General features: G+C 66.1%; 24 protein-coding genes. 8 read left to right on the top strand and 16 right to left on the bottom strand.

Annotated elements, in window-relative coordinates; translation table 11 throughout:
* The first annotated feature begins 20 nt into the window (after positions 1 to 20).
* The 5 genes from ppsA (at position 21) to CJU94_RS13490 (ending at position 6,180) form a co-directional block, all read left to right on the top strand.
* Entirely contained in the window at positions 21 to 2,420 is a 2,400-nt protein-coding gene (gene ppsA, locus CJU94_RS13510; protein ID WP_095419103.1) for a phosphoenolpyruvate synthase, read from the top strand.
* Positions 2,421 to 2,457: 37 nt separating this feature from the next.
* Complete coding sequence (locus tag CJU94_RS13505; RefSeq protein ID WP_095419102.1) at positions 2,458 to 3,390, top strand: 1-phosphofructokinase family hexose kinase; 933 nt, start codon at positions 2,458 to 2,460, stop codon at positions 3,388 to 3,390.
* Between the two features lie 96 nt (positions 3,391 to 3,486).
* Entirely contained in the window at positions 3,487 to 4,161 is a 675-nt protein-coding gene (locus CJU94_RS13500; RefSeq protein ID WP_095419101.1) for a phosphoribosyltransferase, read from the top strand.
* Positions 4,161 to 5,483, top strand: a complete 1,323-nt coding sequence (locus CJU94_RS13495) for an erythromycin esterase family protein (RefSeq protein ID WP_095419100.1) — start codon at positions 4,161 to 4,163, stop codon at positions 5,481 to 5,483. The genes CJU94_RS13500 and CJU94_RS13495 overlap by 1 nt, the downstream gene beginning before the upstream one ends.
* A gap of 37 nt (positions 5,484 to 5,520) precedes the next feature.
* Positions 5,521 to 6,180, top strand: a complete 660-nt coding sequence (locus CJU94_RS13490) for a dienelactone hydrolase family protein (protein ID WP_095420346.1) — start codon at positions 5,521 to 5,523, stop codon at positions 6,178 to 6,180.
* Between the two features lie 17 nt (positions 6,181 to 6,197).
* Here the strand turns inward: CJU94_RS13490 and CJU94_RS13485 are convergent, their stop codons facing one another.
* Both CJU94_RS13485 and CJU94_RS13480 read right to left on the bottom strand, forming a co-directional pair.
* The gene (locus CJU94_RS13485; protein ID WP_095419099.1) at positions 6,198 to 6,407 is read right to left on the bottom strand and encodes a ChaB family protein; all 210 of its coding nucleotides are present in this window, start codon (positions 6,405 to 6,407) and stop codon (positions 6,198 to 6,200) included.
* Positions 6,408 to 6,481: 74 nt separating this feature from the next.
* On the bottom strand, positions 6,482 to 7,477 hold the full coding sequence (locus CJU94_RS13480) for an acetyltransferase (protein WP_095419098.1): 996 nt from the start codon (positions 7,475 to 7,477) through the stop codon (positions 6,482 to 6,484).
* Positions 7,478 to 8,037: 560 nt separating this feature from the next.
* Between CJU94_RS13480 and CJU94_RS13470 the strand changes: the two genes are divergently transcribed.
* Together CJU94_RS13470 and CJU94_RS13465 are read left to right on the top strand one after the other, a co-directional pair.
* The gene (locus CJU94_RS13470; protein WP_095419096.1) at positions 8,038 to 8,619 is read left to right on the top strand and encodes a lipocalin family protein; all 582 of its coding nucleotides are present in this window, start codon (positions 8,038 to 8,040) and stop codon (positions 8,617 to 8,619) included.
* Between the two features lie 34 nt (positions 8,620 to 8,653).
* Positions 8,654 to 9,685 (top strand): LOG family protein, encoded by a 1,032-nt coding sequence (locus CJU94_RS13465; protein ID WP_095419095.1) that lies wholly within the window; start codon positions 8,654 to 8,656, stop codon positions 9,683 to 9,685.
* Between the two features lie 148 nt (positions 9,686 to 9,833).
* Here the strand turns inward: CJU94_RS13465 and CJU94_RS13460 are convergent, their stop codons facing one another.
* From CJU94_RS13460 to CJU94_RS13445, 4 genes are all read right to left on the bottom strand, one after another.
* Positions 9,834 to 10,484: a BON domain-containing protein gene (locus CJU94_RS13460; protein ID WP_095419094.1), complete on the bottom strand. Its 651-nt coding sequence runs from the start codon at positions 10,482 to 10,484 to the stop codon at positions 9,834 to 9,836.
* Positions 10,485 to 10,685: 201 nt separating this feature from the next.
* Complete coding sequence (locus CJU94_RS13455; protein ID WP_095419093.1) at positions 10,686 to 13,181, bottom strand: cation-translocating P-type ATPase; 2,496 nt, start codon at positions 13,179 to 13,181, stop codon at positions 10,686 to 10,688.
* Between the two features lie 2 nt (positions 13,182 to 13,183).
* The gene (locus CJU94_RS13450; RefSeq protein WP_095419092.1) at positions 13,184 to 13,672 is read right to left on the bottom strand and encodes a carboxypeptidase-like regulatory domain-containing protein; all 489 of its coding nucleotides are present in this window, start codon (positions 13,670 to 13,672) and stop codon (positions 13,184 to 13,186) included.
* A 135-nt stretch (positions 13,673 to 13,807) separates the two neighbouring features.
* Positions 13,808 to 14,761 carry a universal stress protein gene (locus CJU94_RS13445; protein ID WP_095419091.1) on the bottom strand — a complete coding sequence of 318 codons (954 nt, stop codon included), beginning with the start codon at positions 14,759 to 14,761 and terminating at the stop codon, positions 13,808 to 13,810.
* Between the two features lie 490 nt (positions 14,762 to 15,251).
* On the opposite strand from CJU94_RS13445, the gene CJU94_RS13440 reads away from it, so the two are divergent.
* Positions 15,252 to 15,905, top strand: coding sequence for a nitroreductase family protein (locus CJU94_RS13440; protein ID WP_095419090.1), 654 nt, complete (start codon positions 15,252 to 15,254; stop codon positions 15,903 to 15,905).
* Between the two features lie 47 nt (positions 15,906 to 15,952).
* On the opposite strand, the gene CJU94_RS13435 is transcribed toward CJU94_RS13440, so the two are convergent.
* From CJU94_RS13435 to atpD, 10 genes are all read right to left on the bottom strand, one after another.
* Positions 15,953 to 16,429 (bottom strand): universal stress protein, encoded by a 477-nt coding sequence (locus tag CJU94_RS13435; RefSeq protein ID WP_095420345.1) that lies wholly within the window; start codon positions 16,427 to 16,429, stop codon positions 15,953 to 15,955.
* A gap of 174 nt (positions 16,430 to 16,603) precedes the next feature.
* Positions 16,604 to 17,455, bottom strand: coding sequence for a F0F1 ATP synthase subunit gamma (locus CJU94_RS13430; RefSeq protein ID WP_095419089.1), 852 nt, complete (start codon positions 17,453 to 17,455; stop codon positions 16,604 to 16,606).
* Positions 17,452 to 19,008: a F0F1 ATP synthase subunit alpha gene (locus tag CJU94_RS13425; protein WP_095419088.1), complete on the bottom strand. Its 1,557-nt coding sequence runs from the start codon at positions 19,006 to 19,008 to the stop codon at positions 17,452 to 17,454. Before CJU94_RS13425 ends, CJU94_RS13430 begins: the two co-directional genes overlap by 4 nt.
* Positions 18,986 to 19,735: a F0F1 ATP synthase subunit delta gene (locus CJU94_RS13420; protein ID WP_095419087.1), complete on the bottom strand. Its 750-nt coding sequence runs from the start codon at positions 19,733 to 19,735 to the stop codon at positions 18,986 to 18,988. The genes CJU94_RS13425 and CJU94_RS13420 overlap by 23 nt, the downstream gene beginning before the upstream one ends.
* Before the next feature lie 9 nt (positions 19,736 to 19,744).
* On the bottom strand, positions 19,745 to 19,993 hold the full coding sequence (locus tag CJU94_RS13415) for a F0F1 ATP synthase subunit C (RefSeq protein ID WP_091793534.1): 249 nt from the start codon (positions 19,991 to 19,993) through the stop codon (positions 19,745 to 19,747).
* Positions 19,990 to 20,685, bottom strand: coding sequence for a F0F1 ATP synthase subunit A (locus tag CJU94_RS13410; protein ID WP_095419086.1), 696 nt, complete (start codon positions 20,683 to 20,685; stop codon positions 19,990 to 19,992). The genes CJU94_RS13415 and CJU94_RS13410 overlap by 4 nt, the downstream gene beginning before the upstream one ends.
* Positions 20,682 to 20,975, bottom strand: coding sequence for an ATP synthase subunit I (locus CJU94_RS13405; protein ID WP_095419085.1), 294 nt, complete (start codon positions 20,973 to 20,975; stop codon positions 20,682 to 20,684). The genes CJU94_RS13410 and CJU94_RS13405 overlap by 4 nt, the downstream gene beginning before the upstream one ends.
* The gene (locus CJU94_RS13400) at positions 20,968 to 21,285 is read right to left on the bottom strand and encodes an AtpZ/AtpI family protein (protein ID WP_095419084.1); all 318 of its coding nucleotides are present in this window, start codon (positions 21,283 to 21,285) and stop codon (positions 20,968 to 20,970) included. Before CJU94_RS13400 ends, CJU94_RS13405 begins: the two co-directional genes overlap by 8 nt.
* Positions 21,282 to 21,740: a F0F1 ATP synthase subunit epsilon gene (locus tag CJU94_RS13395; RefSeq protein WP_095419083.1), complete on the bottom strand. Its 459-nt coding sequence runs from the start codon at positions 21,738 to 21,740 to the stop codon at positions 21,282 to 21,284. The genes CJU94_RS13400 and CJU94_RS13395 overlap by 4 nt, the downstream gene beginning before the upstream one ends.
* Entirely contained in the window at positions 21,737 to 23,227 is a 1,491-nt protein-coding gene (atpD, locus tag CJU94_RS13390) for a F0F1 ATP synthase subunit beta (protein WP_095419082.1), read from the bottom strand. The genes CJU94_RS13395 and atpD overlap by 4 nt, the downstream gene beginning before the upstream one ends.
* Positions 23,228 to 23,290: the final 63 nt, after the last annotated feature.

Genomic DNA, 23,290 nt, shown 5'->3' with positions numbered 1-23,290 from the left:
CCGCCGCAAAGGAGAAGCACATGGACGATCAGCACGTTGTCTGGTTCGAGTCGTTGCGGCGCAGCGATGTCCCCCGCGTCGGCGGCAAGAACGCCTCGCTCGGTGAAATGGTGGCGAATCTCGGGGCGCGCGGCATCAAGGTTCCGCCAGGGTTCGCCATCACAGCGCACGCCTACCGGCATTTCATCGAAGCGAATGGCTTGACCGGGACGCTCTCGTCCGCGCTTGCGGACCTTGCCGACGGCAAGGTCTCTCTGGCCGAAGCCGGGCAGACCATCCGTCGCGCCATCCTGAGAGGTGAATGGTCCGACGACACGGCTCAAGCCATTCGGCGCAACTATGCGGAACTGAACAGCCGCGCCGGCTTGACCGACATGGACGTGGCCGTGCGATCGAGCGCGACCGCCGAAGATCTGCCGGACGCGAGCTTCGCCGGGCAGCAGGAGACGTTTCTGAACGTGAGGGGCGAACGCGCGTTGCTCGAAGCCTGCAGGCGTTGCTATGCATCGCTGTTCACGGACCGCGCGATCAGCTATCGCCAGGCAAAAGGCTTCGACCACCTGAAGGTCGCGCTCTCGGTCGGCGTGCAGCGCATGGTGCGCTCGGACCTCGGCGGGGCCGGCGTCATGTTCTCCATCGACACGGAAACCGGCTTCGAGAAGATTGTCCTGATCAACGCGGCCTGGGGCCTCGGCGAAAATGTCGTGCAGGGCACGGTCGATCCCGACGAGTATGAAGTGTTCAAACCCCTGCTGTCCGACCCGAAACTGTCGCCCATCATCGAAAAGAAACGGGGCGGCAAGGGTCTGAAGATGATCTACACGAACGAGAGCGAGCGGCCCACCCGCAACGTGCCGACCTCGAAGGCTGAGCGCGCGGCGTTCGTACTGGGTGATCAGGAGATTCTCACGCTGGCGCGATGGGCGTGCGCCATCGAGAACCACTACGGCCAGCCAATGGACATCGAATGGGCCAAAGACGGCCGCACCGATGAAATCTTCATCGTCCAGGCCCGGCCGGAAACTGTCGAGTCGCGCCGCGAGGCCAGTGCCGTCAAGACGTATCACGTCAAGAAGACCGGCCGCAAGCTCGTGTCCGGCGTGAGCATCGGCGAAGCCGTTGCGGCCGGCGCGGTGTGCGTGATCGACAGCCCGCGCGAGGCGGATCGCTTCGTCGACGGAGCGATCCTCGTCACGCGAACGACGGACCCCGACTGGGTGCCCCTCATGCGACGCGCGGCCGCGATCGTCACTGATCATGGCGGGCGCACCTCGCACGCTGCGATTGTGAGCCGCGAGCTCGGTCTTCCGGCTATCGTCGGCGCGGGTAATGCGACCCACGTGCTGCATGATGAGCAGAACGTCACGGTATCGTGCGCCGAAGGCCGCGAGGGATTCGTGTACGAAGGCACGGCCGACTACGAAGTCGAGGAGATCGACTTCGACAACATCCCCGCCACGCGCACCAGAATCATGCTGAACCTCGCCAATCCGGCCGCGGCATTCCGCTGGTGGCGCATCCCCGCCGACGGCGTAGGTCTCGCGCGCATGGAATTCGTGGTGAGCAACCATATCAAGATTCATCCGATGGCCCTTGTCCGCTACGACACGCTGAAGGACGAGGACGCAAAAAAAACCATTGCGGAATTGACCGCCGGCTACGAACCGCGCACGGAGTATTTCGTGGACCGGCTCGCGCGGGGGTTGGGACGGATTGCCGCCGTTCAATATCCCCACCCGGTGATTGTTCGCATGAGCGATTTCAAAACGAACGAGTACGCGAATCTGATCGGCGGGTCGGAGTTCGAGCCGAAGGAAGAAAATCCGATGCTCGGCTTTCGCGGCGCCTCGCGCTACTACTCGGCGCGCTATCGCAATGGTTTTGCGCTGGAGTGCCAGGCTATCCGCCGCCTGCGCAACGACATGGGCTTTGACAACGTGGTTGTCATGATTCCGTTCTGCCGTTCGACGAAAGAAGCCGACCGCGTACTCGAGGTCATGGCGGAAAACGGCCTGAAACGCGGGGAAGCAGGTCTCGCGGTGTATGTGATGTGCGAGATCCCGTCCAACGTGATTCTGGCGAAGGCTTTCGCGCAACGCTTCGATGGCTTCTCCATCGGCAGCAACGATCTGACGCAGTTGACCCTGGGCGTGGATCGCGATTCGGTCGAACTCGCCGAACTGTTCGACGAACAGGACGACGCGGTCAGATGGATGATCGAGAGCGTGGTGGATCAGGCGCACAAGGCCGGCGTGCATATCGGTCTGTGCGGGCAGGCGCCGAGCGACCATCCCGAGTTCGCCGGATTTCTGGTCGAATGCGGCATCGACTCGATGTCGGTGAGCCCCGATAGCTTCATTGCGGTCAAACGGCGCGTGGCCGCCGCCGAGCAACACGCGTTGGCGGGTTCGGCGGCCTAGCCGGACGCCGCGCCGTATCGAAGGAGATGGGCCGATCATGCCGGAAATCGTGACGATAACGCTCAACCCCGCCGTCGATGTCGCGACATCGATCGAACGGGTGGTCGATACCCGCAAGCTCAGATGCAGCGCCGCCCGGCGCGATCCAGGCGGCGGCGGGATCAACGTCGCGCGCGTCATACAGCGTCTTGGCGGAGATTGCTCAGCCTTCTATCTCGCGGGCGGCGCAACCGGCCAGATGCTCAGACGGCTGCTGGACGCCGAAGCGTTCACCGGCGTCTGCATCGAGATCGCCGGGGAGACGCGCGAGAATTTCTCTGTCCACGAGCAATCCACCGGCCTTGAATATCGCTTCGTGCTGCCGGGTCCGACGCTCGCCGCGCTGGAATGGCAACGCTGCATCGACGAGATGAATGCGCTGAACGTGCCGCCGCGCTACCTGGTGCTCAGTGGCAGTCTGCCTCCCGGCGCCCCGGTCGATATTTACGCGCGGCTCGCCCACCTCGCATCCGCGCAGGACACGCGAGTCGTGCTCGACACCTCGGGCCCCGCACTCGTCGCGGCGCTCGACGCGGGCGTCTGGCTCGTCAAGCCCAGCTTGAACGAGTTGCGCGATCTCACCGGCCGGCCGCTGCTCGAAGAAGCGCAATGGATCGACGCCGCGCAGGACCTCGTGCGCGCCGGGCGTGCCCGGATAGTCGCTCTGACGCTCGGCGAGCAAGGCGCGCTGCTGGTCACGGCCGAACGGTGCTGGCGGGCGGCGGGACTGCCGGTGAAAGTGTCCAGTTCGATCGGCGCCGGTGACAGCTTTGTCGGTGCGCTGATCTGGGCCCTGAATCGACATGCCGGTATCGACGAAGCGTTTCGCTACGGCATGGCGGCAGCGTCGGCGACTGTGCTCGGTCCGGGCACGGCGCTCTGCGAGCGCGGGGAAATTGAACGGCTCTACCGCGAGATATCGATCAGGTGAGTGACGAGGACGGCTGTGCCGCGGATCCAGAGGGAGACGGGAAATGGCAGGATATCTTCGCAGGACAGGCGGACCACTGGCTGAAGCGGTGATGCCATGATTTCGAACTGGATTGATTCAGAACCTCCGTTCCGCGATCGCGCCGATGCAGGCCGCATGCTCGCACGGCAACTGAGCGAATACGCGGGACGCGACGATGTGATCGTACTGGCGTTGCCGCGCGGTGGCGTGCCGGTCGGCTACGAAGTCGCGCAGGCGTTGCGCGTCCCGCTCGACGTATTGATCGTGCGCAAGCTGGGCGTGCCGCACTATCCGGAACTGGCCATGGGCGCGATCGCCTCCGGTGGCGCGCTCTATCTCGACGAGCAGACGATCCGGATGGCGGGCGTCACCCAGCCGCAAGTGGTCACCGTGCTCAACGACGAACGCCGCGAACTGGCGCGGCGAGAAGCGCTATATCGCGGCCAGCGTCCACCGCTGAACCTCGAGGGACGAACGGTGATCGTCGTCGACGACGGCATCGCCACCGGCGCAACGGTCCGCGTCGCCATCGACGCGCTACGGACCAGCAAGCCGGCTCGAATCGTGGTTGCCGTGCCGGTCGCGCCGGAGAGCACGGCGACACGGCTGGCCGGCCTTGCCGATCAGTTGGTCTGCATCCACCTCGCGCGTCATTTCGGCGGTGTCAGCCAGTTCTATCAGCTATTCGGGCAGACGAACGACGCTGAAGTCCGCGCGCTTCTCGCCCAGCCACGACAGGACACGCTGTAATGCACACGCCCGCCACGCCTTTTCTCGCCGTGCGCGAACTCGCGCAACGGCTCGATGACAACGACAGCGACTATGACGACTTGCTGGAGATGGCGCGCGATCGCAAGTTCGTGCTGCTCGGCGAAGCATCTCACGGCACGCAGGACTTTTACAGGATGCGGGCACGGATCACGCGGCGCCTGATTGCCGAAGGTGGCTTCGACGCGGTCGCGATCGAAGGCGACTGGCCCGATACCTGGCGCGTGAACCGCTTCGTGCAAGGCGAAGGCGAAGGCGATGCCGACGCGAACACCGCGCTCGACGACTTCCAGCGATTCCCTACCTGGATGTGGCGCAATCGTGAAATGCGCGACTTCATCGTCTGGCTGCGCGCCCACAATGCGTCGCTGCCAGTCGAAGAACGGGTCGGCGTTTATGGACTGGATCTGTACAGCATGTACCAGTCGGCCGATGCGGTGATCCGCTATCTCGATCCGATCGATCCCGAGCAGGCCGCGCTGGCGCGCCGGCGTTACGCGGCGCTCGACCACGTACGCGAACCTCAAGCCTATGGGTATGCCGCTGCGGTCGGCGCCCGGCCCGATGCGCGCGAAGGTGTAGTCGCCCAACTGCTGCGGCTGCGCGCCGACGCGCTCCTCCATCTCTCGCAAGACGGCCTTGCGGCGTTCGACGCACAGTTCTTTGCGCAACAGAACGCCGAAGTCGTCGTCGACGCCGAAAACTACTACCGTTCGATGTTCGGGCGACGCCTGAACACCTGGAATCTGCGTGACGCGCACATGCACCGCACACTATCCGCTCTCGCCCGCTATCGGGTTCGGCGAGGCGGACACGGTCGGGTCGTCGTCTGGGCACACAATTCGCACCTGGGCGATGCGCGCGCAACGGAATCCCATACGCGCGGCGAGTGGAATCTCGGTCAGCTGGTGCGCGAAACGGTCGGCGCCGAGGCGCTGTTGATCGGCTTCACCACCTATACCGGATACGTGTCGGCCGCCTCTCAGTGGGACGGCGAAGTCGAGCACAAGTGGGTGCGCCCCGCGCGGCACGACAGCTATGAATACCTGTTTCACAGCACCGGGCTGGACCGATTCTTTCTGCCGCTGGCTGGGGCCGCGGAGGAACCGCTTCGCGAAGCCTTGCTCGAACGGGCCATCGGGGTGATCTACCTGCCGCGGACCGAACGCGAGAGTCACTATTTCTGGGCGTCTATTTCAAACCAGTTCGATGCGGTGTTTCATCTTGATGAGACGAGCGCCCTGGAGCCGATCGAAGCGCCGGCTCACTGGCACCGGCGTGAGGAACCCGAGCAGGCGAACTAGCCGCAGCGATGCAAGGTGGAGGCGCCCAATGCACGAGATTCAGACGCGGGATGTATCGATACCTTCTGGCGATGTACTGCTGCAAGGCATGCTCGCCATGCCCGAAAAATCGCGCGCCGTGGTCGCGTTCGCCCACGGCAGCGGCAGCAGCCGCTTCAGCCACCGCAACCAGGAAGTCGCGGCGGTGCTGCGGCAGGCCGGGCTGGCGACCCTGCTCTTCGACTTGTTGACAGCTGACGAAAATGATCAGGATGTCGAGACAGGTCTCTACCGTTTCGATATCCCACTCCTCGCGCGCCGCCTGACTGACGCGATCGACTGGCTGGCGGCTCTGCCGGCAACCGCCGCGTTCGACGTCGGTCTGTTCGGCGCCAGCACAGGTGCCGCGGCCGCGCTGATCGCGGCCGCGGCACGGCCGGCGCGAGTGCGCGCCGTCGTGTCGCGTGGTGGCCGCCCGGACCTTGCCGATGACGCGCTCCCGCGTGTGCGGGCACCCGCGCTCCTCATCGTCGGCGCTCTGGATAGACAGGTGATCGAATTGAACGAAGCGGCCGCGCTCCGGCTCGCGTGCGAGCACCAGATGATCCTCGTGCCTGCGGCGACACATCTGTTTGAAGAGCCCGGCACGCTCGAAGAAGTCGCACGGCTTGCGGCGGCCTGGTTCTCGATCCATTTGCCTCAGCAAGCCTCGCCTTGAGACGAACGTCCCGCGCCTCACTGCCGCAGAATCCACGTGCCGTCGTACTTCACGTAGGAGCGCTTCACAGCGGCCCACGCAATCCGATGGGCAATCTCCTCGCAACGCGCATCCTCCGAATGGGCCGCATAGGCGTGATTAAAGGCGGCCCGGTAGATATCCTGCGCGTGCTCCGGCAAGTGGCCTTGCACTGACGGCGGTAGATCCGCGTTGGAATGATAGGGCATAGCGCCTCCGCAAAAAGTCGGAAGACCGCACACGGGTCCTCCATCAACGGCTTGCCGCTTCGTCCACGGTTACGTCACTTCATGGATGGCCGAACGGCCTGAGCCTGCCCCGCATCACCGAACGCCTTTTCAAATGCAACGGTAAATTCTCTCAGACGATCGTGCGGAAGCCGGCCGATACCCGCCGCGGCCTCGCGCCCTCCTCCACCTGCGAACTGCCGGCACAGGTCGCCCGCGCCGTAGGGATTGGCAAGCGGCGCGCGCACGCTGACGGTGTAGTCCCCCTGAGCGCTCTGGCTCAGCACGGCGTGAGCACGATACGGCGCGCTCGTCGCCAGAAAATTGCCGAACACGCCGCGCACCCGTTGTGCCCACGCTTCGTTGGGCAGCACATAGAGGGCGCCGCCTGCCGTCGCGCAGTCGGGCCGCAATCTCAGGGCCCGTTCCATATCCCGGCGTCGCGCTTCACAGAGCGTGCGCGCAATCGGTTCGCTTGCCGCAAAGTCGAACGGGTCGGAATAAGGCTGCAACGTTTCGTAAAGCCTGGCTGGCGGGATCAGCAGATCTGCCTCACTCTCTCCATAGGCGTTGTAATTGATCGACTCTCCCAGCTCGCGCAACTGGTCGGCTTGCTCGGGTCGAAGCGCACAACTCGCGGCAAGTTTGCCGGCCGCGTGCGAGAGGTTGTCGCCATAAGCGCCGACGATCGCCCAAAGGCGGTGTTGCCCCCCCACATGACGATCCACGAGCAGGCTCGTGCAAATTTCTGGAGCCGTGTCGATGTGTGGCTTCAGGTGGGGATCGTCAGGAACGACCCCGCAAAAGTGATGATCGAAGTACTCGACTTCGGCCCCCTGTCGAAGCAATGCGAGCAGCGCGGCCCGATTGGAGTCCAGAGAAATGTCGAGCACGGTCACGGCTATGCCGGGCCCGACCGGAACGCGGGCGAGCAGTTCGACGTCGCGCTTGACGCCCGTGATCAGCAAGGAATTCATTGGCTTCGCCAGGCGCAGCTGATGCAGTGCGCAGATTCCGTCGGCATCGCCATTGAATACATCGAAATGTTTCATGCCCTGTCACCGTACAAAGGGTGGAGCGTCGCCAAAAAACAGCACCGCGATTCCAGCGAATGCGGCCCGATGCCTGCATTGTGGCTCGCCTGTTCCTCGCATGGTGTGACGTGACGCAACCCGGCGGCTCGCGAGGCCGGAACGCAAGCATGACGACGCACCCGTCGCATTCGATCCCGCGGGCCCACCCGTGGCCTTGACACACATCAATCCGCCATGGGCCACGAACCTTATGCTCGATCCATGGTGAATCCAATCAGCTTCAGGAGGCGATATGTTGAGAAGCTCAATACTCGTGGGCGTTTTGATGCTGCCAGGCGCGTTTCTTATTCTCGGCCTCGCCTGCATTCATCCGCGCCTTCGCAAGGAAATCGTGCACGTCAGCGGGTTGTCCAGCCGACTGACTCAGGCGGGACGCTCGTACGAGGGGATGCGGGCAAGATGGCTGCGTCGCTAACGGCGGGGTCCGCGGCATTGCCAGAACAAAACCATTGAATGATCATAACAATCACGCGAGCGACGAACGTCGTCCTCCACGCCGGCTCAATCGGATAATCCCCATGCACAAGTCCATTGCGTGCATCGCCTCGCTTGCCATCCTCGTTGCAGGGTGCGCGCATGATCCGGCGACCCCGCCGCCAGCGCATGCGTCCCGGTCCGCCTGTGTGGCGGGATCGCCAATCGATCTGCAACGGTACATGGGACGCTGGTATGTCATTGCGGACACGCCGTTTCTGAGCGAATCCGACTATGTCGGCAGTTATGACGAGTGGACGTTGCGCGGCGACGGCAGCATCGACGACAAGTATCTCGGCCGGCGTCACGGCTTCGACCAGCCGGCGACGGGAAGCCAGTTCGTCGCGAAGGTGATGTCGGGAACCGGCAACACAAAATGGCGAGTGGGGCTGATCTGGCCGTTCGAAGTGGTGGTCGTCACCGCGTACGTGGACCCCGAGTATCGCTACACGATTCGCTGCATGGCGGACGGCAACATGATCTGGGTACTCGCGCGCGCGCCGGAGATGGATGAAGCCACTTACGCTGGCATGCTTGCCCGGCTCGCCGCCATGGGCTTCAACACGGACAAGCTTCGCCGCGTTCCGCAAAACACCGGGCAAATCGGCCAACCGGGTTTTCAATGACGGCTTTGCGGCAACCAACCGGGCGGGAACGCGCATGACCACCATCCATAAGAACGCGGCGACGCATCCCGGCACGGCGGCCGGCAATCGTGCCGATCACACGCGTGCGCAGTGTCAGGATCCGCCCGCCTTGCCCGACTCCGTGCGACGCGCGCCGCGCGTCCGCGCAGATGCGCCGTCCGAACGTTCGGCGCGCGTGCGCCGTATGATCGAAAGTCCCACCTATCTGGAGGCGGACGAAGACCTCGCTTTTCTGCGACGCCCGGAAATGTGCGGCATCCGTCTGCAACTCGACTACTGGAAGACCGAAGAGACGCTGCAGCGACATGCGATAGACCACACGATCGTGGTGTATGGCAGCACCCGGATCATCGCGCCGGCGGCGGCGCGTCGCCGGGTTGCGCAGGCGCGGCGGGCGCTTGAAAGCCGGCCCGGCGAACCCGGCGGCGAGAGCGCACTGCAAGTCGCGGAGCAACTGCTCAGGCGCAGCCGCTATTACGGCATCGCGCGCAAATTCGGCCGCATTGTCGGCAGCGCACGGTGCGCGGGGGCGCTGTCGGCGCTCGCCGTCGTCACGGGCGGCGGCCCGGGCATCATGGAAGCCGCCAATCGAGGTGCGTACGAGCGCGAGGCGCCGAGCATCGGCCTGAATATCGCATTGCCACGCGAGCAGGAACCCAACGCGTATCTGACGCCGGAACTCTGCTTCAAGCTTCACTATTTCGCCATTCGCAAGCTCCATCTGTTGGAACGCGCGCAAGCCGCCGTGTTCTTTCCCGGCGGCTTTGGAACCTGTGATGAGTTGTTCGAAGTGTTGACCCTGCTGCAAACGAACAAGATCCGGCGGCTACCTGTCGTGCTCGTCGGTGAATCGTTCTGGCGCCGCGCGATCAATTTCGAGTTTCTGATCGGCGAAGGCATGATCGCGCCTCAGGACACTGCGTTATTCAGTTTCTGCGAAACGGCGGCGGACATCTGGTCCGCCATCGTCCGTTGGCATGAAGGAGTCGATGCGCAATCGCCCTGTCAAGGCAGTGGCGCCGGGTCTGGCGCCGCACCTCGCTGAAACCGCCCGGGCCGGCAATCCGGCCGCGTTGCCTGGCGAGCCTGCTGAAGGGTGGCGAGGCGTGCGCCGCACACGGCTCAAACCACGCAAGCGCCGCGTATGAAAACCGGCAACAACGGCAGGAACGCGGCGGCAGCGGCCTGCCCCGTCAGCCGATCACAAGACGGTCGACCACCGCCCTCACGCCCGGAGTCGAACGCGCGGCCCCCGTCACGATGGAACGCTCGATGGTCGAACTGAGGCGCCCCGACAGGGTCACCTTGCCGTCGTCGACTTCCACGCCCACATGCTTCAACTCGCGATCGGTGTGCCGCTGAATCGCTTTGCGGATGCTGTACTCGATGTCGATCGGAGAGGCGGAGCCGCGGATCCGGATGTTATTCGTCACGCCCGTCACACCACGCATATGAACGACATTCTTCTCGGCGATGTGGCTGCGGTAACCGTCGTCGACTTCGCCGCTCAATGTCACCCAACCCTTTTCCACCTTGATCTTGATCGCATGCTCTTCGAGGCCCGCGATCCAGTCTAGAGCGGCGCGCACACTCAAAGCGATATCCTCGTCCGTTCGCCGCTCGGATTCGCGCAGTTTTACGTCGATGTTGACCACCACCGCAACGACCCCGGCGATCCTCATCGCACATTTTTCCGCCGCGACTTTCGTCGCGTAGTCCGGCACGTGGCCGCTGATCGTGACGACGCCGTCGACCACGGCAACGCCGATTCCATTCGCGTCGACGGCCGGACTGCCCATCAGTTCGTCCTCGACTTCCTGTTTCAATTGACTGTCCGACTTCATGGAATTTCTCCTCCGACATGAGCGTGCCGCGCGATCAGGCGCGGCGGCGAGCGGGTTCGGCGCGGCACGCACGCCGACGCCCGAGTCGTGTCCCGGCGGGAATGCGCGACCTCCTCAGACTATTGCGCCCCGGCGCGATGCGATTGATCGAGGTCAAGCCTGCCTTGATGGTTTTGCTGCGGCCTTGCGGCATCGAGATGCTCACATCCACGCGGCAAGGACAGGACGCAGACGGAACAGCCGGGCAAGCGCCGGCCACATCATCAACACGCCTGAAGCGAGCGTCGTCAGCATCACGACGGCCCACCCATAGAGGTTCGTCTCGCGCGTGCGGCGCCTGGCTGGCCGATGCGGCAATGCGCGCACGGCGAACATCAGGCCGACGTTGCACGCCACGAGCAGCAGGAAGGCGGCCGTGCGAGCGTCGAGCGGATCGAATGCGTTCGCGAGCAGCGACGCATAGACGCCCACGACGATCAGGGCGGCAACGCATCCGAGCGCGATGCTCAGCCCCAATGTGCGATTGGACATGAGCCGTTCGCCGATTCGCCGCGGCGGATCACGCATGAGCGAGCGGCTCTCCCGTTCGTTTTCAAAGACGATCGAGCAAACGGGTGTGATGATCATTTCGAGGAACACGATATGCACCGGGGCGAGCATGAGCGGCCAGCCCGCCAGCACGGGAATGGTCGCGGCGGCGATCATCGGAATATGGACCGCGATCGTGTACGCCACCGCCAGCTTCAGATTGTCGTAGATGCGCCGGCCGAGCCGCAGGGCCGACACGATCGGTGTCAGCTCGTCGCGCAACAGCACCAGCGATGCGACCTCGCGCGCCACCTCCGCCCCCCGCGTGCCCATCGCAATGCCGATATGCGCGGCTTTCAGCGCGGGCGCATCATTGACACCGTCGCCGGTCATCGCGACGACCTCGCCCGCATGCCTGAACGCGTCGATGAGCCGCAGTTTCTGCTCCGGCCTGACGCGAGCGAACACGCTTGCGTCGACGATCACGCGTTGCAGCGCGGCATCGTCCATGACGGCGAGGTCGGCACCCGTCACCACGCGCGCGCTGTCGATGCCGACCTCCGCCGCGACCGCCCGCGCGGTCGACGGATAGTCGCCGGTGATCATCACGGCCCGCACGCCCGCGGTCTTCAATTCGGCCACCGCGCCCGCCACCTCGGGGCGCACGGGGTCGTGCAGCCCGACTAGCCCCACCAGCGAAAACTCGAAGTCGTGCTGCCGTTCGGGCCACGCTTCGCCGCCATGCCGCGCCCGCGCCACGCCGAGCACACGCAGGCCGCCCTCGGCCATATGCGTGGCGCGCTCCATCAGCGCCCGCGCCGTGCGGGGTTCGAGATGGCACAACGAACAGATCGCCTCAGGCGCGCCCTTGCACGCCACCGGCCGATGATCGAGTTCAGGGCTTTCCCATCCATGCGACATGGCGGGCAGTTCAGGCGTCAACGCATACTCCTGCACGAGCGACCATTGGTCGTGCAACCGGTCCGTGCCGGCAAGACAGGAACGGCCGGTCTCGTGGAAGGCGCGCTCCATCGGATCGAGCGGCTCGATTTCGCTCGCGAGCACGAGGTACTCCAGCAGTTCATGAAACTGCGGACCGATCTCGACCGCGCCATCCTTCAGCCATTGCTCCTCGCCGCGCGCATACAGCACGCGCACCGACATACGGTTCTGGGTCAGCGTGCCCGTCTTGTCGACGCACAGCACCGAGGTCTGCCCGAGCGTCTGGATCGCGCTCAGGCGCCGTGTCAGCACGCCCTCCCTGGCGATCCGGCGCGCGCCCAGCGCCATGAAGACGGTGAAGATCACCGGCAGTTCTTCAGGCAAAATGCCCATCGCGAGCGTGATGCCGGCCAGCAGGCCGGGTATCCACCCGCCCGTGCGCCAGCGGTAGGCGAACACGAGCAGCACGCAGATGATCACGGCGAGCGTCGCAAAGCGCCTGACGAACCGGCGCATCTCGGCCTGCAAGGGGGAAGGCGGCTCGCTCACTTCGGCAAGGCGCGTGCCGAGCCGGCCAAGGTCGGTTTGCGCGCCCGTCGCCGTGACGCACATGCGGCCCTGCCCCCGCACCACCATCGAGCCTGAAAACAGGCGGCTGCGCGACGGCTCCGCCGCCGCTTCGCCGGCTGAACCGGCAAACTTGACGACGGCGACGGATTCGCCCGTGAGCAGCGATTCGTCGACGCTCAGCTCATGGGCTTCCGTCACCGCACCGTCGGCCGGCACCTTCGCGCCTTCCTCGATAAAGACGGTGTCGCCCGGCACCAGCTCCGCCGCCGATACCCACTCCCGCTTGCCATCGCGCAACACCTGGGCCCGCGGCGCCGACAGATCGCGCAGTGCTTCGAGCACGCTCGCCGTGCGATGGCTCTGCACGATCGTGAGCGCCAGCACGGCCACGACCAGGGCAAGCAGCGTCGATGCCTCCCTCATGTCGCCGATCAGGCCGTACAGGCCGCTCGCGCAGAGCAGCAGCAGGAACATCGGCTCGGTGAGCGCGTCGCGCACGGTGCTCCACCAGAGATGGCGATTGCCGCGTGCGATCACATTGCGGCCGTGCCGCGCCTGCAATGCCGTGACTTCGGCGTGCGTGAGTCCGCCCGCCGCGCGCGCTTGCGGCGCGGCGGCGGTGGACGACACGCCGGATGTCGCGCCTTGCGCCGTCATGATCAGGGTTCGCCCGGGTGGCGCATCGCTGCACGGCAATGCGCGCAGCCCGTCTGCGCGACGCCGGTCGCACGTTCCTGCAGGACGATATGCAGATCCGTCCCGCCGCGGCGCGGCACATCGACCGTTTTCGCCACCTCCGCGCGCCCGGCATGCGCGACGATACGATAGCGGCCGGCCGGAAGCATGACGAACAGGAACGGGCCTTCGGTACGGGCATCGAGCACGGCGCGGCCCGCCGCGCTGGCGATTGTCACATCCACATCGGACAGGTAGTTGCCCGCGGCCGCGGTGAACATCATGCGCAGGCTGTAGCGAGGCGCGAGCGCGCGAAATGCTTTCGCATCGTCCTCGCCGATGCCGCCCGTCATGTACAGCACACCGTCGCGGCTGACCGCTTCTGGCAGCGATTGCCCGGCGACCGCGGCGCTCATGGCAAACAACACGAAGGCAACGCAGATGCGCAACGCGCGTGGCTTGAGGATCCGCATCTTGGCAAGAGCTCCAGATTGGTGAGCGGCTGCAGGCGTCCCGGCCGGCGTGGTGCGCCGGCGTGCCCTTCGCTCCCAGCGTTCACGTGGCGCATCAGGCGCGAAGTGTGTCCAGCGCATGTCCGCCCACCTTTTTCATTTGTCGACGGCAGGCCGCGCCAGCAGCAACGGCGTACGGGCGAGACGCGCGGTGCGGGAGGCCACGCTGCCGAGAACCCAGCGGGCGACGCCGCGTCGTCCGTGGGTACCGACCACAATCAAATCCGCCTGCCACTGCTGCGCATCGCGGACGATCGCGTGCGCCACATCGTCGCGCGCCGGCGCCGTTTCGATCGCCGCGGTCTCCGACTGATTCGGCCATTCGGCCAGCACCCGCGCCGCCGTGGCGAGGATCACTTTTCCTTCTTCGACGAACGCTTCCTCGAGCATGCGGATCGGCACGATATCGGTCAGCCGGACGGCGCGATCTATCACGTAGATGGCACGAAGACGGGACACGGGGCTGGCGAGCTGCAACCCGAAATGCAACGCGTCGAATGAAGCCGCGCTTCCATCGAGCGCGAACAGGATGCGGCGCGGCGACGACTGGATCTGCGCTTCGTAGCCGGCAGGCACGACGAGAATCGAACAGGGCGCCTGGGTGGTGACGAACTCCGAAACGGTTCCTTCGACCCAGCGCAACATGCCGTGATGCTGTCGCGCGCCCACCACGAGCAGATCCGCCTGCCACTGGGCCGCGGCATCGATCAACGCGTTCGCGATGTAGCCGCCTTGCCTTGAAATTTCCACGACGCCCGACTCCACGTCGACACCGGCATCCGCGAACAGTTGCTTTGCGCGCGCCACGGCTTCGCCGGCGTCGCGGGCAAGTTCGGCGCGCGCACGTTGCAGTTCGGCATCCGTCATCGACCCGAGCGGCAGGATAGTACGGGGATTTTCCGCGACGCTTACTACGCGGATTCGTGCGCCGGGCGGGCTCAGGTGGCGCACGTACGCCACTGCGCGCGCCGACTCCGGCGAAGCGTCCACGGCCACGAGTATTCGCCGGATTGCGCGAGTGGCGTTAGCGCTGACATGCGTCGTGCTCATGATCGGCTCCCCAATGAGAATGTTGCGTTCGCCCAGCTGACATCGATATCCGATTCTCTGCGACCTGTTGTTTCGCTCGTTGATGCACGTCAACGCACACGCCAACGTACACGCCAACGCGCGTGTCAAGGCACCGCCACCGCCGCTCGGCGGGGCGACCGCGCGCGATGCCTGAACAATCGATCGATCAAAACGGCTCCGGACCTTTAGGGGACGTCACGCCTTACCCCTGGTCCGCTCGTGCAGCCGATGCTTACTAGCGGGACTCGGTCAGATCCGCTCCATCGCAACGCGGAAGCTCAACCGCTTCGCGCCGTTGCAAGAAAAGTCTCCACGCCATCGACCGTGAGAGTCGCTGCAAGCACTGGGCCTCTTCGCCTGATCTGCGTCAATGGATAGCAGGCATTTCGGGCTACCGTGGAATGACACCCGTCGTGGGCAGCGTGGCGGCGCCGCGGCCACTCCCCGGCGCACTCCAACGGAGTCAGATATGACCGACATGCCACTCCTTTCGTACCAGGCCGCGCCCGTCTTGCGGCCGCCGCTCGCCACCGGCGAGACGCCCGCCGTCATCGTGTTGCCCAAGCCTGAACTGAATACCGGCATGCCGCTCATGAGCGCCCTCGCGCAGCGCGCCAGTTGCCGGTCGTTCGCACCGGCCGCCTTGCCGCCCACTGTGCTGGGCGAGCTGCTGTGGGCCGCCGACGGCATCAATCGGCCCGCGACCGGCGGCCGTACCGCGCCCTCACCGCACGCGTTCAATGAAATCGATATCTATGCCGCGCTGCCTAACGGCGTCTATCGTTACGACGCGGCGAACCATCAACTCGTTCTCAAACACGCTATCGACGCGCGCGGCCAGACCGGCTACCAGGATTTCGTCGGTGAGGCGCCGCTCGATCTGGTCTACGTGGTTCGCACGTCGCGCTTGCTGGCCATGCCCGCGCAACAGCGCGAGCGGTTTTCCGCGGTGACGGCCGGCGCGATTGCGCAGAACGTCTCGCTGTATTGTGCGTCGGCGGGGCTGGCCAGCGTGATCCGCGGCTGGATCAACGCGCGACTGCTCGCGAACGCGCTGTCGCTCAACGAAGACGAACTACCGATTCTCGCGCAGACGGTCGGTTTCGTTCCGACCCAGCGCTAATCGCACCGGCCCGCGCGGCCGTCGCGGTCACGACGGCCGGCGGCCGCTCACAGGCCCGACGGTATCCCGTCCTGATCGGGCGGAGACCTGACCAGCAGCACCGGAACATGGGCGCTGCGCACGAACGCTTCCGCAACGCTGCCCTGCAACAATCGCCCTAGGCCATGCCGGCCTTGCGTGCCCATCACCACCAGGCCGGCGCCCTGGCGCTGCACGCAACGGGCGAGGCAATGCGGGATATCGTCCGCCGCACTCTGCGTCTCCTCGATTTCGGTGTCGCCGGGCACGCCACGCTCGACCATGGCCCGGCGTGCTTCGTCGAGCGCGAGACGGCCGTCTTCACGCAGCACGTCACGCAACTGGTCGGGGTCGAAATAGCCCGCGTAGCGGGACACGCACCACGGATGAACCACGTACACCGCGTGAAGACGCGCGTGCGTCAGCTGGGCGAATTCGAGCGCTTCATACAGCGCCCATCTGGACGACTCGCTGCCATCCAGCGCGAGGACGATCTTCTGGTACATGGTGCGCTCCTCGTAGACCTTGCGGAAATCCCGCGCGAGGTCTCGATGCTGCTCATCGCGGCGGGTTAGGTGGATCATCGGCGCGAATGGCGCCATCCGCCTGACCTGCGTCAAGCAATCGCATGGCGAGCCGAAGGCGCCGAGGTCCCGCTCATCGACAGCGACGGCGCGGCGCTAGACCGGCTGCGTGGCGGTTGCCGCCAGCTCCGCGATATCGGCGGTGATCTCGTCCTGACGGACCCGGCGATAGCTTTGCGTCAGTTCGTCGAGCGTGTCCCTGACATTCGTGCGGGCGGCCAGCATCGCCTTCACTCTCGCTTCGTTTTCCGCGGCGAACGAGAGCATCAACGCTTCGCAGATCTCGACAAACACATATTCCTCGACCAGTCCCGGCAGCAGGCGTTCGACCGGCAAGGTGAGCACCGGCGGCAGAGCGCGTTGCGCGACCGGAAATCGCGAAAAATCAAACGGGATCAACCGGTGCTCCACCATCTCGCTCGCGGCGGCGACGCCCGGCAGCGCGTGCACGATCGAGACCTGGTCTACCGCGCGAGCGCCGAGACGCGCGTAGAGCGCATCCGTGATGCGGTTTGCCAGCGAAGGCACATCATCGGCATGGGACACCGAGGGCGAACTCCATGCGACCGGAAGGCGGCGCTCGCTCGCCGCCATCTCGCCGCGCGTGCCGACGAGCAGGAGTTCGCACCGCGCGTTATCGAGGCGAGGCCGCACATAGTCCAGAACCTGCTCGTTGAACGAGCCGACGAAGCCCTGTTCCGAGCACAGGGCGATCACGATCCGCGCGCCATGATCCCGTTCGGAGAGCGGCGCCTGCGCGCCTTTGCCGTGGGCGAGGACGGCGCCGATGGCGGCCCCCACGGTTGCGGCCGACGAGCGGATGCCGGGCAGCCGCCGCTGCGCTTCGCGTGAGCGCGCCGCCGCAATGCCGCGCATGGCGCCGATCACCGCGTCCAGTTGCCGCGCGGTGTCAGTCCGCGTTTCGATTTCCGCGAGCTTGCCGCTCATTTCGCGCTCCCGATCGCGGCAGCGCCGTTCGGCGCTTGCAGCGTCAGGCGCTGCACGAGGTCGCGCACCACCGCGACGAGCGCGGCCTGGGTCCGGGCGTCCAACGGCGCGTCCGCCCATCCGGCTTGCAGGCCGCCGCCCGTCAATTGTTCGGCGAGTTGGCTCCGCACTTCAGTGGCAATCGACGCTGGTGCGGCATCGAACACGCCCTCGCTCAATGCCGCAAGCAGCGCGATTTCATCGAGCGCGCGCAGCGCCCTGAAGCGCGGTTGCGCGATCAATGCCCGGATGCGCTCCCCGCGCGCGATCTTGCCGGCGACATGGGCGTCCGTCAGGCCACCGAAGCGGCTGAACATCTCGAGTTCCAGAAACTGCGCGTAGTCGAGCCGCAACCGCCCCGACACCTCGCGCAACGCAGGATGCTGCGCCTTGCCGCCGACGCGGCTCACGCTCAGCCCGACATCGACAGCCGGCCGCTGGTTGGCGGCGAATAGCGCGGCGTCCAGCACGATCTGGCCGTCCGTGATCGAAATCAGATTGGTCGGGATGTAGGCGGACAGATTGCCCGCATCGGTTTCCGCGATCGGCAACGCAGTCAACGACCCCCCGCCGAGCGAGGCCGACAGTTTGGCCGCGCGCTCCAGCAACCGCGCATGCACGTAGAAGATGTCGCCGGGATAGGCTTCGCGTCCTGGCGGCTCGCGCGTGAGCAGCGCCAACTCCCGGTGCGTCGCGGCGTGTTTGGTGAGATCGTCGATGACCACCAGCGCGTGCTGCCCGCGGTCGCGAAAGTACTCGGCGATCGTGACGCCCGCAAACGGCGCGATCCATTGCAGGCCGGCCGCCGATGCCGCCGCCGCGACCACGAACACGCAGCGCTCGGGCGCGCCGTACCGGCGCACGGCTTCGATCACTTGCTGAACGGCGGTCGAGCGCTGGCCGACCGCCACATACACGCAGATCATGTCCGAGTGCTTCTGATTGACGATGGCGTCGAGCGCCAACGCGGTCTTGCCCGTGGCGCGATCGCCTATGATCAGCTCGCGCTGTCCGCGGCCCACGGCGAAGAGCGCGTCGACGATCAGCACGCCGGTCTCGACAGGCTCGCTCACCAGGTCGCGCTCGATGATGGCCGGCGCGGGCCGCTCGATCGGCATGCGCATCGCCGCGGACACCGGCTCGTCGCGATCGAGCGGCCGGCCGAGCGGGTCGATCACGCGGCCGAGCAGGCCTTCGCCGACCGGCACCTCGATCACCGCGCCCGTGCGCGTCACGCGCGCGCCGGCTTCGACCGTGGCGCCGTCGTCCAGCAGCACGACGCTCATGAGGTCGGCTTCCAGCGAGTGCACGAAGCCGCTCGTCCCGCTTTCGAACCGCAGCAGTTCGTCGAGCGCCGCATCGGCCAGTCCCGAGACGAACGCGATACCGTCGCCGATCCGTTCGACGCGGCCAAGCGTGTCCGCATAAGGCGCGGCCGCCGTGCGGGCCAGCACGCCGCGCTGCGCCGCAAGCCACGCGTCGTCGCTCATCTCAGCGGGCGGCATGGCTGTCATCGAGAAGCGCCTCCTTGATCCGGACGAGTTCCGCGCCCAGGCTATTGCGCACCACGGCGTGCGGCGAGCGCAGTTCGAGACCCGCTATCAATTGCGAATCCACTTCGAAATTGACCGGCACCTCACGCTTGAGGCTCGTTGCCAGCATGGTGCGGCACTGTTGCTGTTCCTGCGCGCTCAACGCTCGCGGCGCGGCGATTGTCGGCACCGCGCCGTCTCCCCACAGCCCCGCGCGAGCGCTTTCCGGCAGTTGGGCGATCCCCTCGGCGAGGCCGTCGATGAAGCCGCTCACCCGCACGCTGTCGGGCAACCGGTCGAGCAGCTTTGCCGCGATATCGACGGCAAGCCGGCTGGCCCGTTCGGACGCGAGCTTGTCCTGCTCGGCGCGCGCCCCCGCGGCTTCGCCCTGCGCCGCCGCGCGCACTGCGTCCGCGTCGGCTTGCGCGGCGCTCAGAAGCGCCTGCTTTTGCGCCGCGGCTTCCACGGCGACCGCCTGCATCGCTTCGCCATGCGCCGCCACGAGCTGTTGCGTTTGCTCGGCCGCCCGGTCGCGCTCCTGAATCGCTACGAGCTTCGCCGCCTCGGCATCGGCAATCAGCGCGCGCGCCGCTTTCTGACGTTCGGCGATGATACCTGCGACCGGGCGGAACAGGAAACGCGCGAGCAGCCATATCAACACCAGTGCGTTGATGGCCTGAAGCGCGAGTGTCCACCAGTCGATTCGCATGGTGCCCGCCTATTTCGCAAACGGGTTGGCGAACAGCAGCAGCAAGGCGATCACGAGGCAGTAGATCGCCATCGTCTCGATCATGGCCAGCCCGACGAACAGCGTGCGCGACACAGTGCCCGCCGAATCCGGCTGACGCGCGATCGCATCCATCGCCGCGGCGACCGCGCGGCCTTCGGCGAGCGCCGGCCCGATCGCGCCGAACGAGACGGCAAGCGCTGCCGCGGCGATACTGACCACTTCAATGAGGTTATTCATGAGACTTCGCCCTTTTTGACGCTGACATGGTGCGGATCGCCGATCGCGGCGCCGATGAAGACCATCGAGAGAACAGCAAAGATGTAGGCCTGCACCGCGCCCGTGAGCAGATCCAGCGCCATGAGCGGAATCGGCACCAGCAGGCCGGCGAGCGACAGCAGAATGCCGATCACGAACACGCCGCTCATGACATTGCCGAACAGGCGGACCACGAGTGAAAACGTGCGTGTGATCTGCTCGACGACGTTCAACGGAATCATGACCCAGCTCGGTTCCGCGAACGACGCGAGATAGCCCCTGGTGCCGCGGCTGCGAATGCCATAAACGACCGTGGCGCCGAGCACGATCAACGCGAGCGCGGCATCGGTTTCGAGGTGCGCCGTAGGCGGCGTGACGCCCGGCACCAGCGCGCACCAGTTGGCGACCAGCACGAAGATGAACAGCGTGCCGATCAGCGCGCGATACGTGGCGGGCTCGGCCTGCATGGTGTCGCGAATCTGCTGGTCGATCGTCTCGACGAGCAATTCAACGGCGGTTTGCGTCTTGCCGGGCGCAAGCGAAAGTCTTCGGCTCAGCACGACCGCCGCCAGCGTAACGACGGCCATGATCGCCCAGGTGATCAGCACCGGGCCGGTAATCGGCAGCGGGCCCAACTGCAGAAGCGGCGCGGTCGTCAGCGGTGATTCGGTCATGACAGACCTCCATAGCGCCGTAGCGCGATCCTGCGGGCGAGCAGGACGCCTGCCATGCCGCCGAGCAGCGCCGGCGCGCCGAAGCGTGCGAGCATCACCAGCACCGCGCAGGTCAGCGCGATGCGCGCGATTTGCAACGCCAGCGCCGCCGCCATTTTGCCCGTTGCGAATAACGGCCAGTTCCAGCGCAACGACAGGAAATGCCACGCACCTGCCGCCACGCCAAGCGCGAGTCCGATGACGAACTGCGCGGCGAGCGGCGGCAGCGGCCATGCCAGCGCACTATTCACGGTGTGCTCCCTGTTGACGATGCATCCATTTCCACGCGGACCAGAAGCCGAGCGCCGCACCCACCATCAGAAGCGGCGCCGAGAAAAACACCCGCGTACCGAACAGGCGGTCGAGCCAGTGTCCTAACGCGAGCCCAAGCAGTGTCGGCACGACGATGGCCCAGCCGAGAATGCCGATCTGGCCGAGCCGGCTGCCGAGCGACGGCTCCGGCTCGTCGCGCCCGCGCGCCGCCCGTTGCGCAGCCTGTTGCGCCGCGCCGGCCAACCTGTCGTGAGGGGAATTGCGCTCGTCGCGCCGCGGCGTGCTCATTGCGGCGTGGCTCCCGAACCGGCCGGGTTGGCACCGTCGCCCCCGGTCCGCGGCCGCAAATAGCGCAGCATCTGGCGCACCGCGCGCGCATGGAGCCGCAGCTGGTCGACGCGGGCACGCCGCGCCGCTTCGTCTTCGTCGGCGTGGCGGCTGCGGACCAGAACTTCGAGGCCTTCAAGCGAATCGCCCGGAATCGCTTCGCGGCAGGCAATGGACACCGTGGCGCCGCCCAACACCAGCAGCACGCCGCCGTTCACCGCGCAGAAGCGCGGCACGTTGTCGGCAGCCGTCCAGCGAACCACCGAGGACGTCAGCTGCGTGACGAAATCGGCATGCCCGATGCGGATGCCGAACGAACCGCTTGCGTCTTCCGCGCGCAAGGAAACGATGTCGAGGCGGTCGAACCATACCCGCGAGGGCGTGGCGATGGTGAGCCTCAACGCGCCGTCGCTCATGTCCGTGGCTCCTTTTCAGTGGACGCGGCCTGTTGTGCGGCGGCCTGTTGCGCGGCGGCCTCTTCCCTGCGGCGCCCCTCGTCGAGCGTGCCGATCATGTACAGCGAACTCTCCTGCCACGTATCGCACTCGCCCGCGAGAATCGCCTTACAGCCGGCAATCGTGTCGGCGAGCGCGACCGAGCGGCCGGCTTCGCCCGTGAACGCCTCGGTGACCGCGAAGGGCTGCGTCAGAAAGCGCTCAAGGCGCCGCGCGCGGCCGACCAGCGCGCGGTCCTCGGCGCCCAGTTCTTCCACGCCCAGCAACGAGATCACATCCTGCAACTCGCGGTAATGCTCGATGATGCGGCGCACCTCGGTGGCCACCGCCGCATGCTCTTCGCCGACCACCAGCGGGTCGAGCAGGATCGACGACGACGCGATCGGATCGACGGCCGGATACATGCCTTCGGCCGCCATCGCGCGGGACAGCACGACCATGCTGTCGATGTGCGCCGCAATCGCCGTCACGGCGGGGTCGGTGAAGTCGTCGGCCGGCACGTACACCGCCTCGATGGCCGTCACCGACACGCCGCCCACGGACACGATGCGCTCCTGCAAGTCCGCGACTTCGCTCGCCAGCGTGGGCTGATAGCCGACTCTCGACGGCATGCGCCCCAGCAGGCCCGACACCTCGGCGCCCGCCTGCACGAAGCGAAACACGTTATCCATCAGCAACAGCACGTTTTGCCGACGCTCGTCGCGGAAATACTCGGCAATCGTCAATGCGGTGAAGGGCACGCGCCAGCGCGCGCCCGGCGGTTCGTTCATCTGGCCGTACACCAATACCGTGCGTGGCAACACGCCGGAGGTGCGCATGTCGAGCAGCATCTCGTGGCCTTCGCGAGAACGCTCGCCGACTCCGGCGAACACCGAGATCCCTTCATAGCGCTCGACCATCGCGTGAATCAGCTCCATCACCAGCACGGTCTTGCCGACGCCCGCCCCGCCGAACATCGCCGCCTTGCCACCCTGCGCGAGCGGCGCGAGCAGGTCGATCACCTTGATGCCGGTCGAGAACAGCGTGCTGGTGCCTTTGAGCGACGCGAGCCGCGGCGCGGCGCGATGAATCGGACGGCGCTCGATCTGCGCGGGCAGCGCCGGGCCGTCGTCGCGTACCGCGCCGCTCACGTCGAGCAGCCTGCCGAGCACCGCTTCGCCGACCGGCGTTTCAATGGGGCCGCCGGGAGCCCGCACGCGCGTGCCGCGCCGCAACCCGGCTGTCGTCTGCAAGGCCAGTGCACGCACCATGGTTTCGCTCAGATGCGCCTGCACTTCGGCGAGCACCGTGGGGAGATCGTCCGGCACGACGACGAGCGCATCGCCGACGGCGGGAAGCGAATCACCGTCGAACCGAACGTCGACGATCGCGCCGCGCACGGCGACGACGCAGCCATCCCGTGCAGTCGACGGGCTTGCTGAATACGCTGCTGCGGGACGAATCGGCATGGTCTGGCGTGCGCGGCGGTGGATGACCAGTCAAAAGATATTCCTGGAATCGAGCGCGAAACT

This window comes from Paraburkholderia aromaticivorans, from assembly GCF_002278075.1.
GTDB classification, from domain to species: Bacteria; Pseudomonadota; Gammaproteobacteria; order Burkholderiales; family Burkholderiaceae; genus Paraburkholderia; species Paraburkholderia aromaticivorans.
This window is presented reverse-complemented; position numbering and strand designations above follow the sequence as displayed.

Coding starts and splice junctions, on each gene's coding strand:
- ppsA (WP_095419103.1), top strand. CDS start 21: ATGGACGATCAGCACGTTGTCTGGTTCGAGTCGTTGCGGCGCAGCGAT.
- CJU94_RS13505 (WP_095419102.1), top strand. CDS start 2,458: ATGCCGGAAATCGTGACGATAACGCTCAACCCCGCCGTCGATGTCGCG.
- CJU94_RS13500 (WP_095419101.1), top strand. CDS start 3,487: ATGATTTCGAACTGGATTGATTCAGAACCTCCGTTCCGCGATCGCGCC.
- CJU94_RS13495 (WP_095419100.1), top strand. CDS start 4,161: ATGCACACGCCCGCCACGCCTTTTCTCGCCGTGCGCGAACTCGCGCAA.
- CJU94_RS13485 (WP_095419099.1), bottom strand. CDS start 6,407: ATGCCCTATCATTCCAACGCGGATCTACCGCCGTCAGTGCAAGGCCAC.
- CJU94_RS13480 (WP_095419098.1), bottom strand. CDS start 7,477: ATGAAACATTTCGATGTATTCAATGGCGATGCCGACGGAATCTGCGCA.
- CJU94_RS13470 (WP_095419096.1), top strand. CDS start 8,038: ATGCACAAGTCCATTGCGTGCATCGCCTCGCTTGCCATCCTCGTTGCA.
- CJU94_RS13465 (WP_095419095.1), top strand. CDS start 8,654: ATGACCACCATCCATAAGAACGCGGCGACGCATCCCGGCACGGCGGCC.
- CJU94_RS13460 (WP_095419094.1), bottom strand. CDS start 10,484: ATGAAGTCGGACAGTCAATTGAAACAGGAAGTCGAGGACGAACTGATG.
- CJU94_RS13455 (WP_095419093.1), bottom strand. CDS start 13,181: ATGACGGCGCAAGGCGCGACATCCGGCGTGTCGTCCACCGCCGCCGCG.
- CJU94_RS13450 (WP_095419092.1), bottom strand. CDS start 13,672: ATGCGGATCCTCAAGCCACGCGCGTTGCGCATCTGCGTTGCCTTCGTG.
- CJU94_RS13445 (WP_095419091.1), bottom strand. CDS start 14,761: ATGAGCACGACGCATGTCAGCGCTAACGCCACTCGCGCAATCCGGCGA.
- CJU94_RS13440 (WP_095419090.1), top strand. CDS start 15,252: ATGACCGACATGCCACTCCTTTCGTACCAGGCCGCGCCCGTCTTGCGG.
- CJU94_RS13435 (WP_095420345.1), bottom strand. CDS start 16,429: ATGTACCAGAAGATCGTCCTCGCGCTGGATGGCAGCGAGTCGTCCAGA.
- CJU94_RS13430 (WP_095419089.1), bottom strand. CDS start 17,455: ATGAGCGGCAAGCTCGCGGAAATCGAAACGCGGACTGACACCGCGCGG.
- CJU94_RS13425 (WP_095419088.1), bottom strand. CDS start 19,008: ATGACAGCCATGCCGCCCGCTGAGATGAGCGACGACGCGTGGCTTGCG.
- CJU94_RS13420 (WP_095419087.1), bottom strand. CDS start 19,735: ATGCGAATCGACTGGTGGACACTCGCGCTTCAGGCCATCAACGCACTG.
- CJU94_RS13415 (WP_091793534.1), bottom strand. CDS start 19,993: ATGAATAACCTCATTGAAGTGGTCAGTATCGCCGCGGCAGCGCTTGCC.
- CJU94_RS13410 (WP_095419086.1), bottom strand. CDS start 20,685: ATGACCGAATCACCGCTGACGACCGCGCCGCTTCTGCAGTTGGGCCCG.
- CJU94_RS13400 (WP_095419084.1), bottom strand. CDS start 21,285: ATGAGCACGCCGCGGCGCGACGAGCGCAATTCCCCTCACGACAGGTTG.
- CJU94_RS13395 (WP_095419083.1), bottom strand. CDS start 21,740: ATGAGCGACGGCGCGTTGAGGCTCACCATCGCCACGCCCTCGCGGGTA.
- atpD (WP_095419082.1), bottom strand. CDS start 23,227: ATGCCGATTCGTCCCGCAGCAGCGTATTCAGCAAGCCCGTCGACTGCA.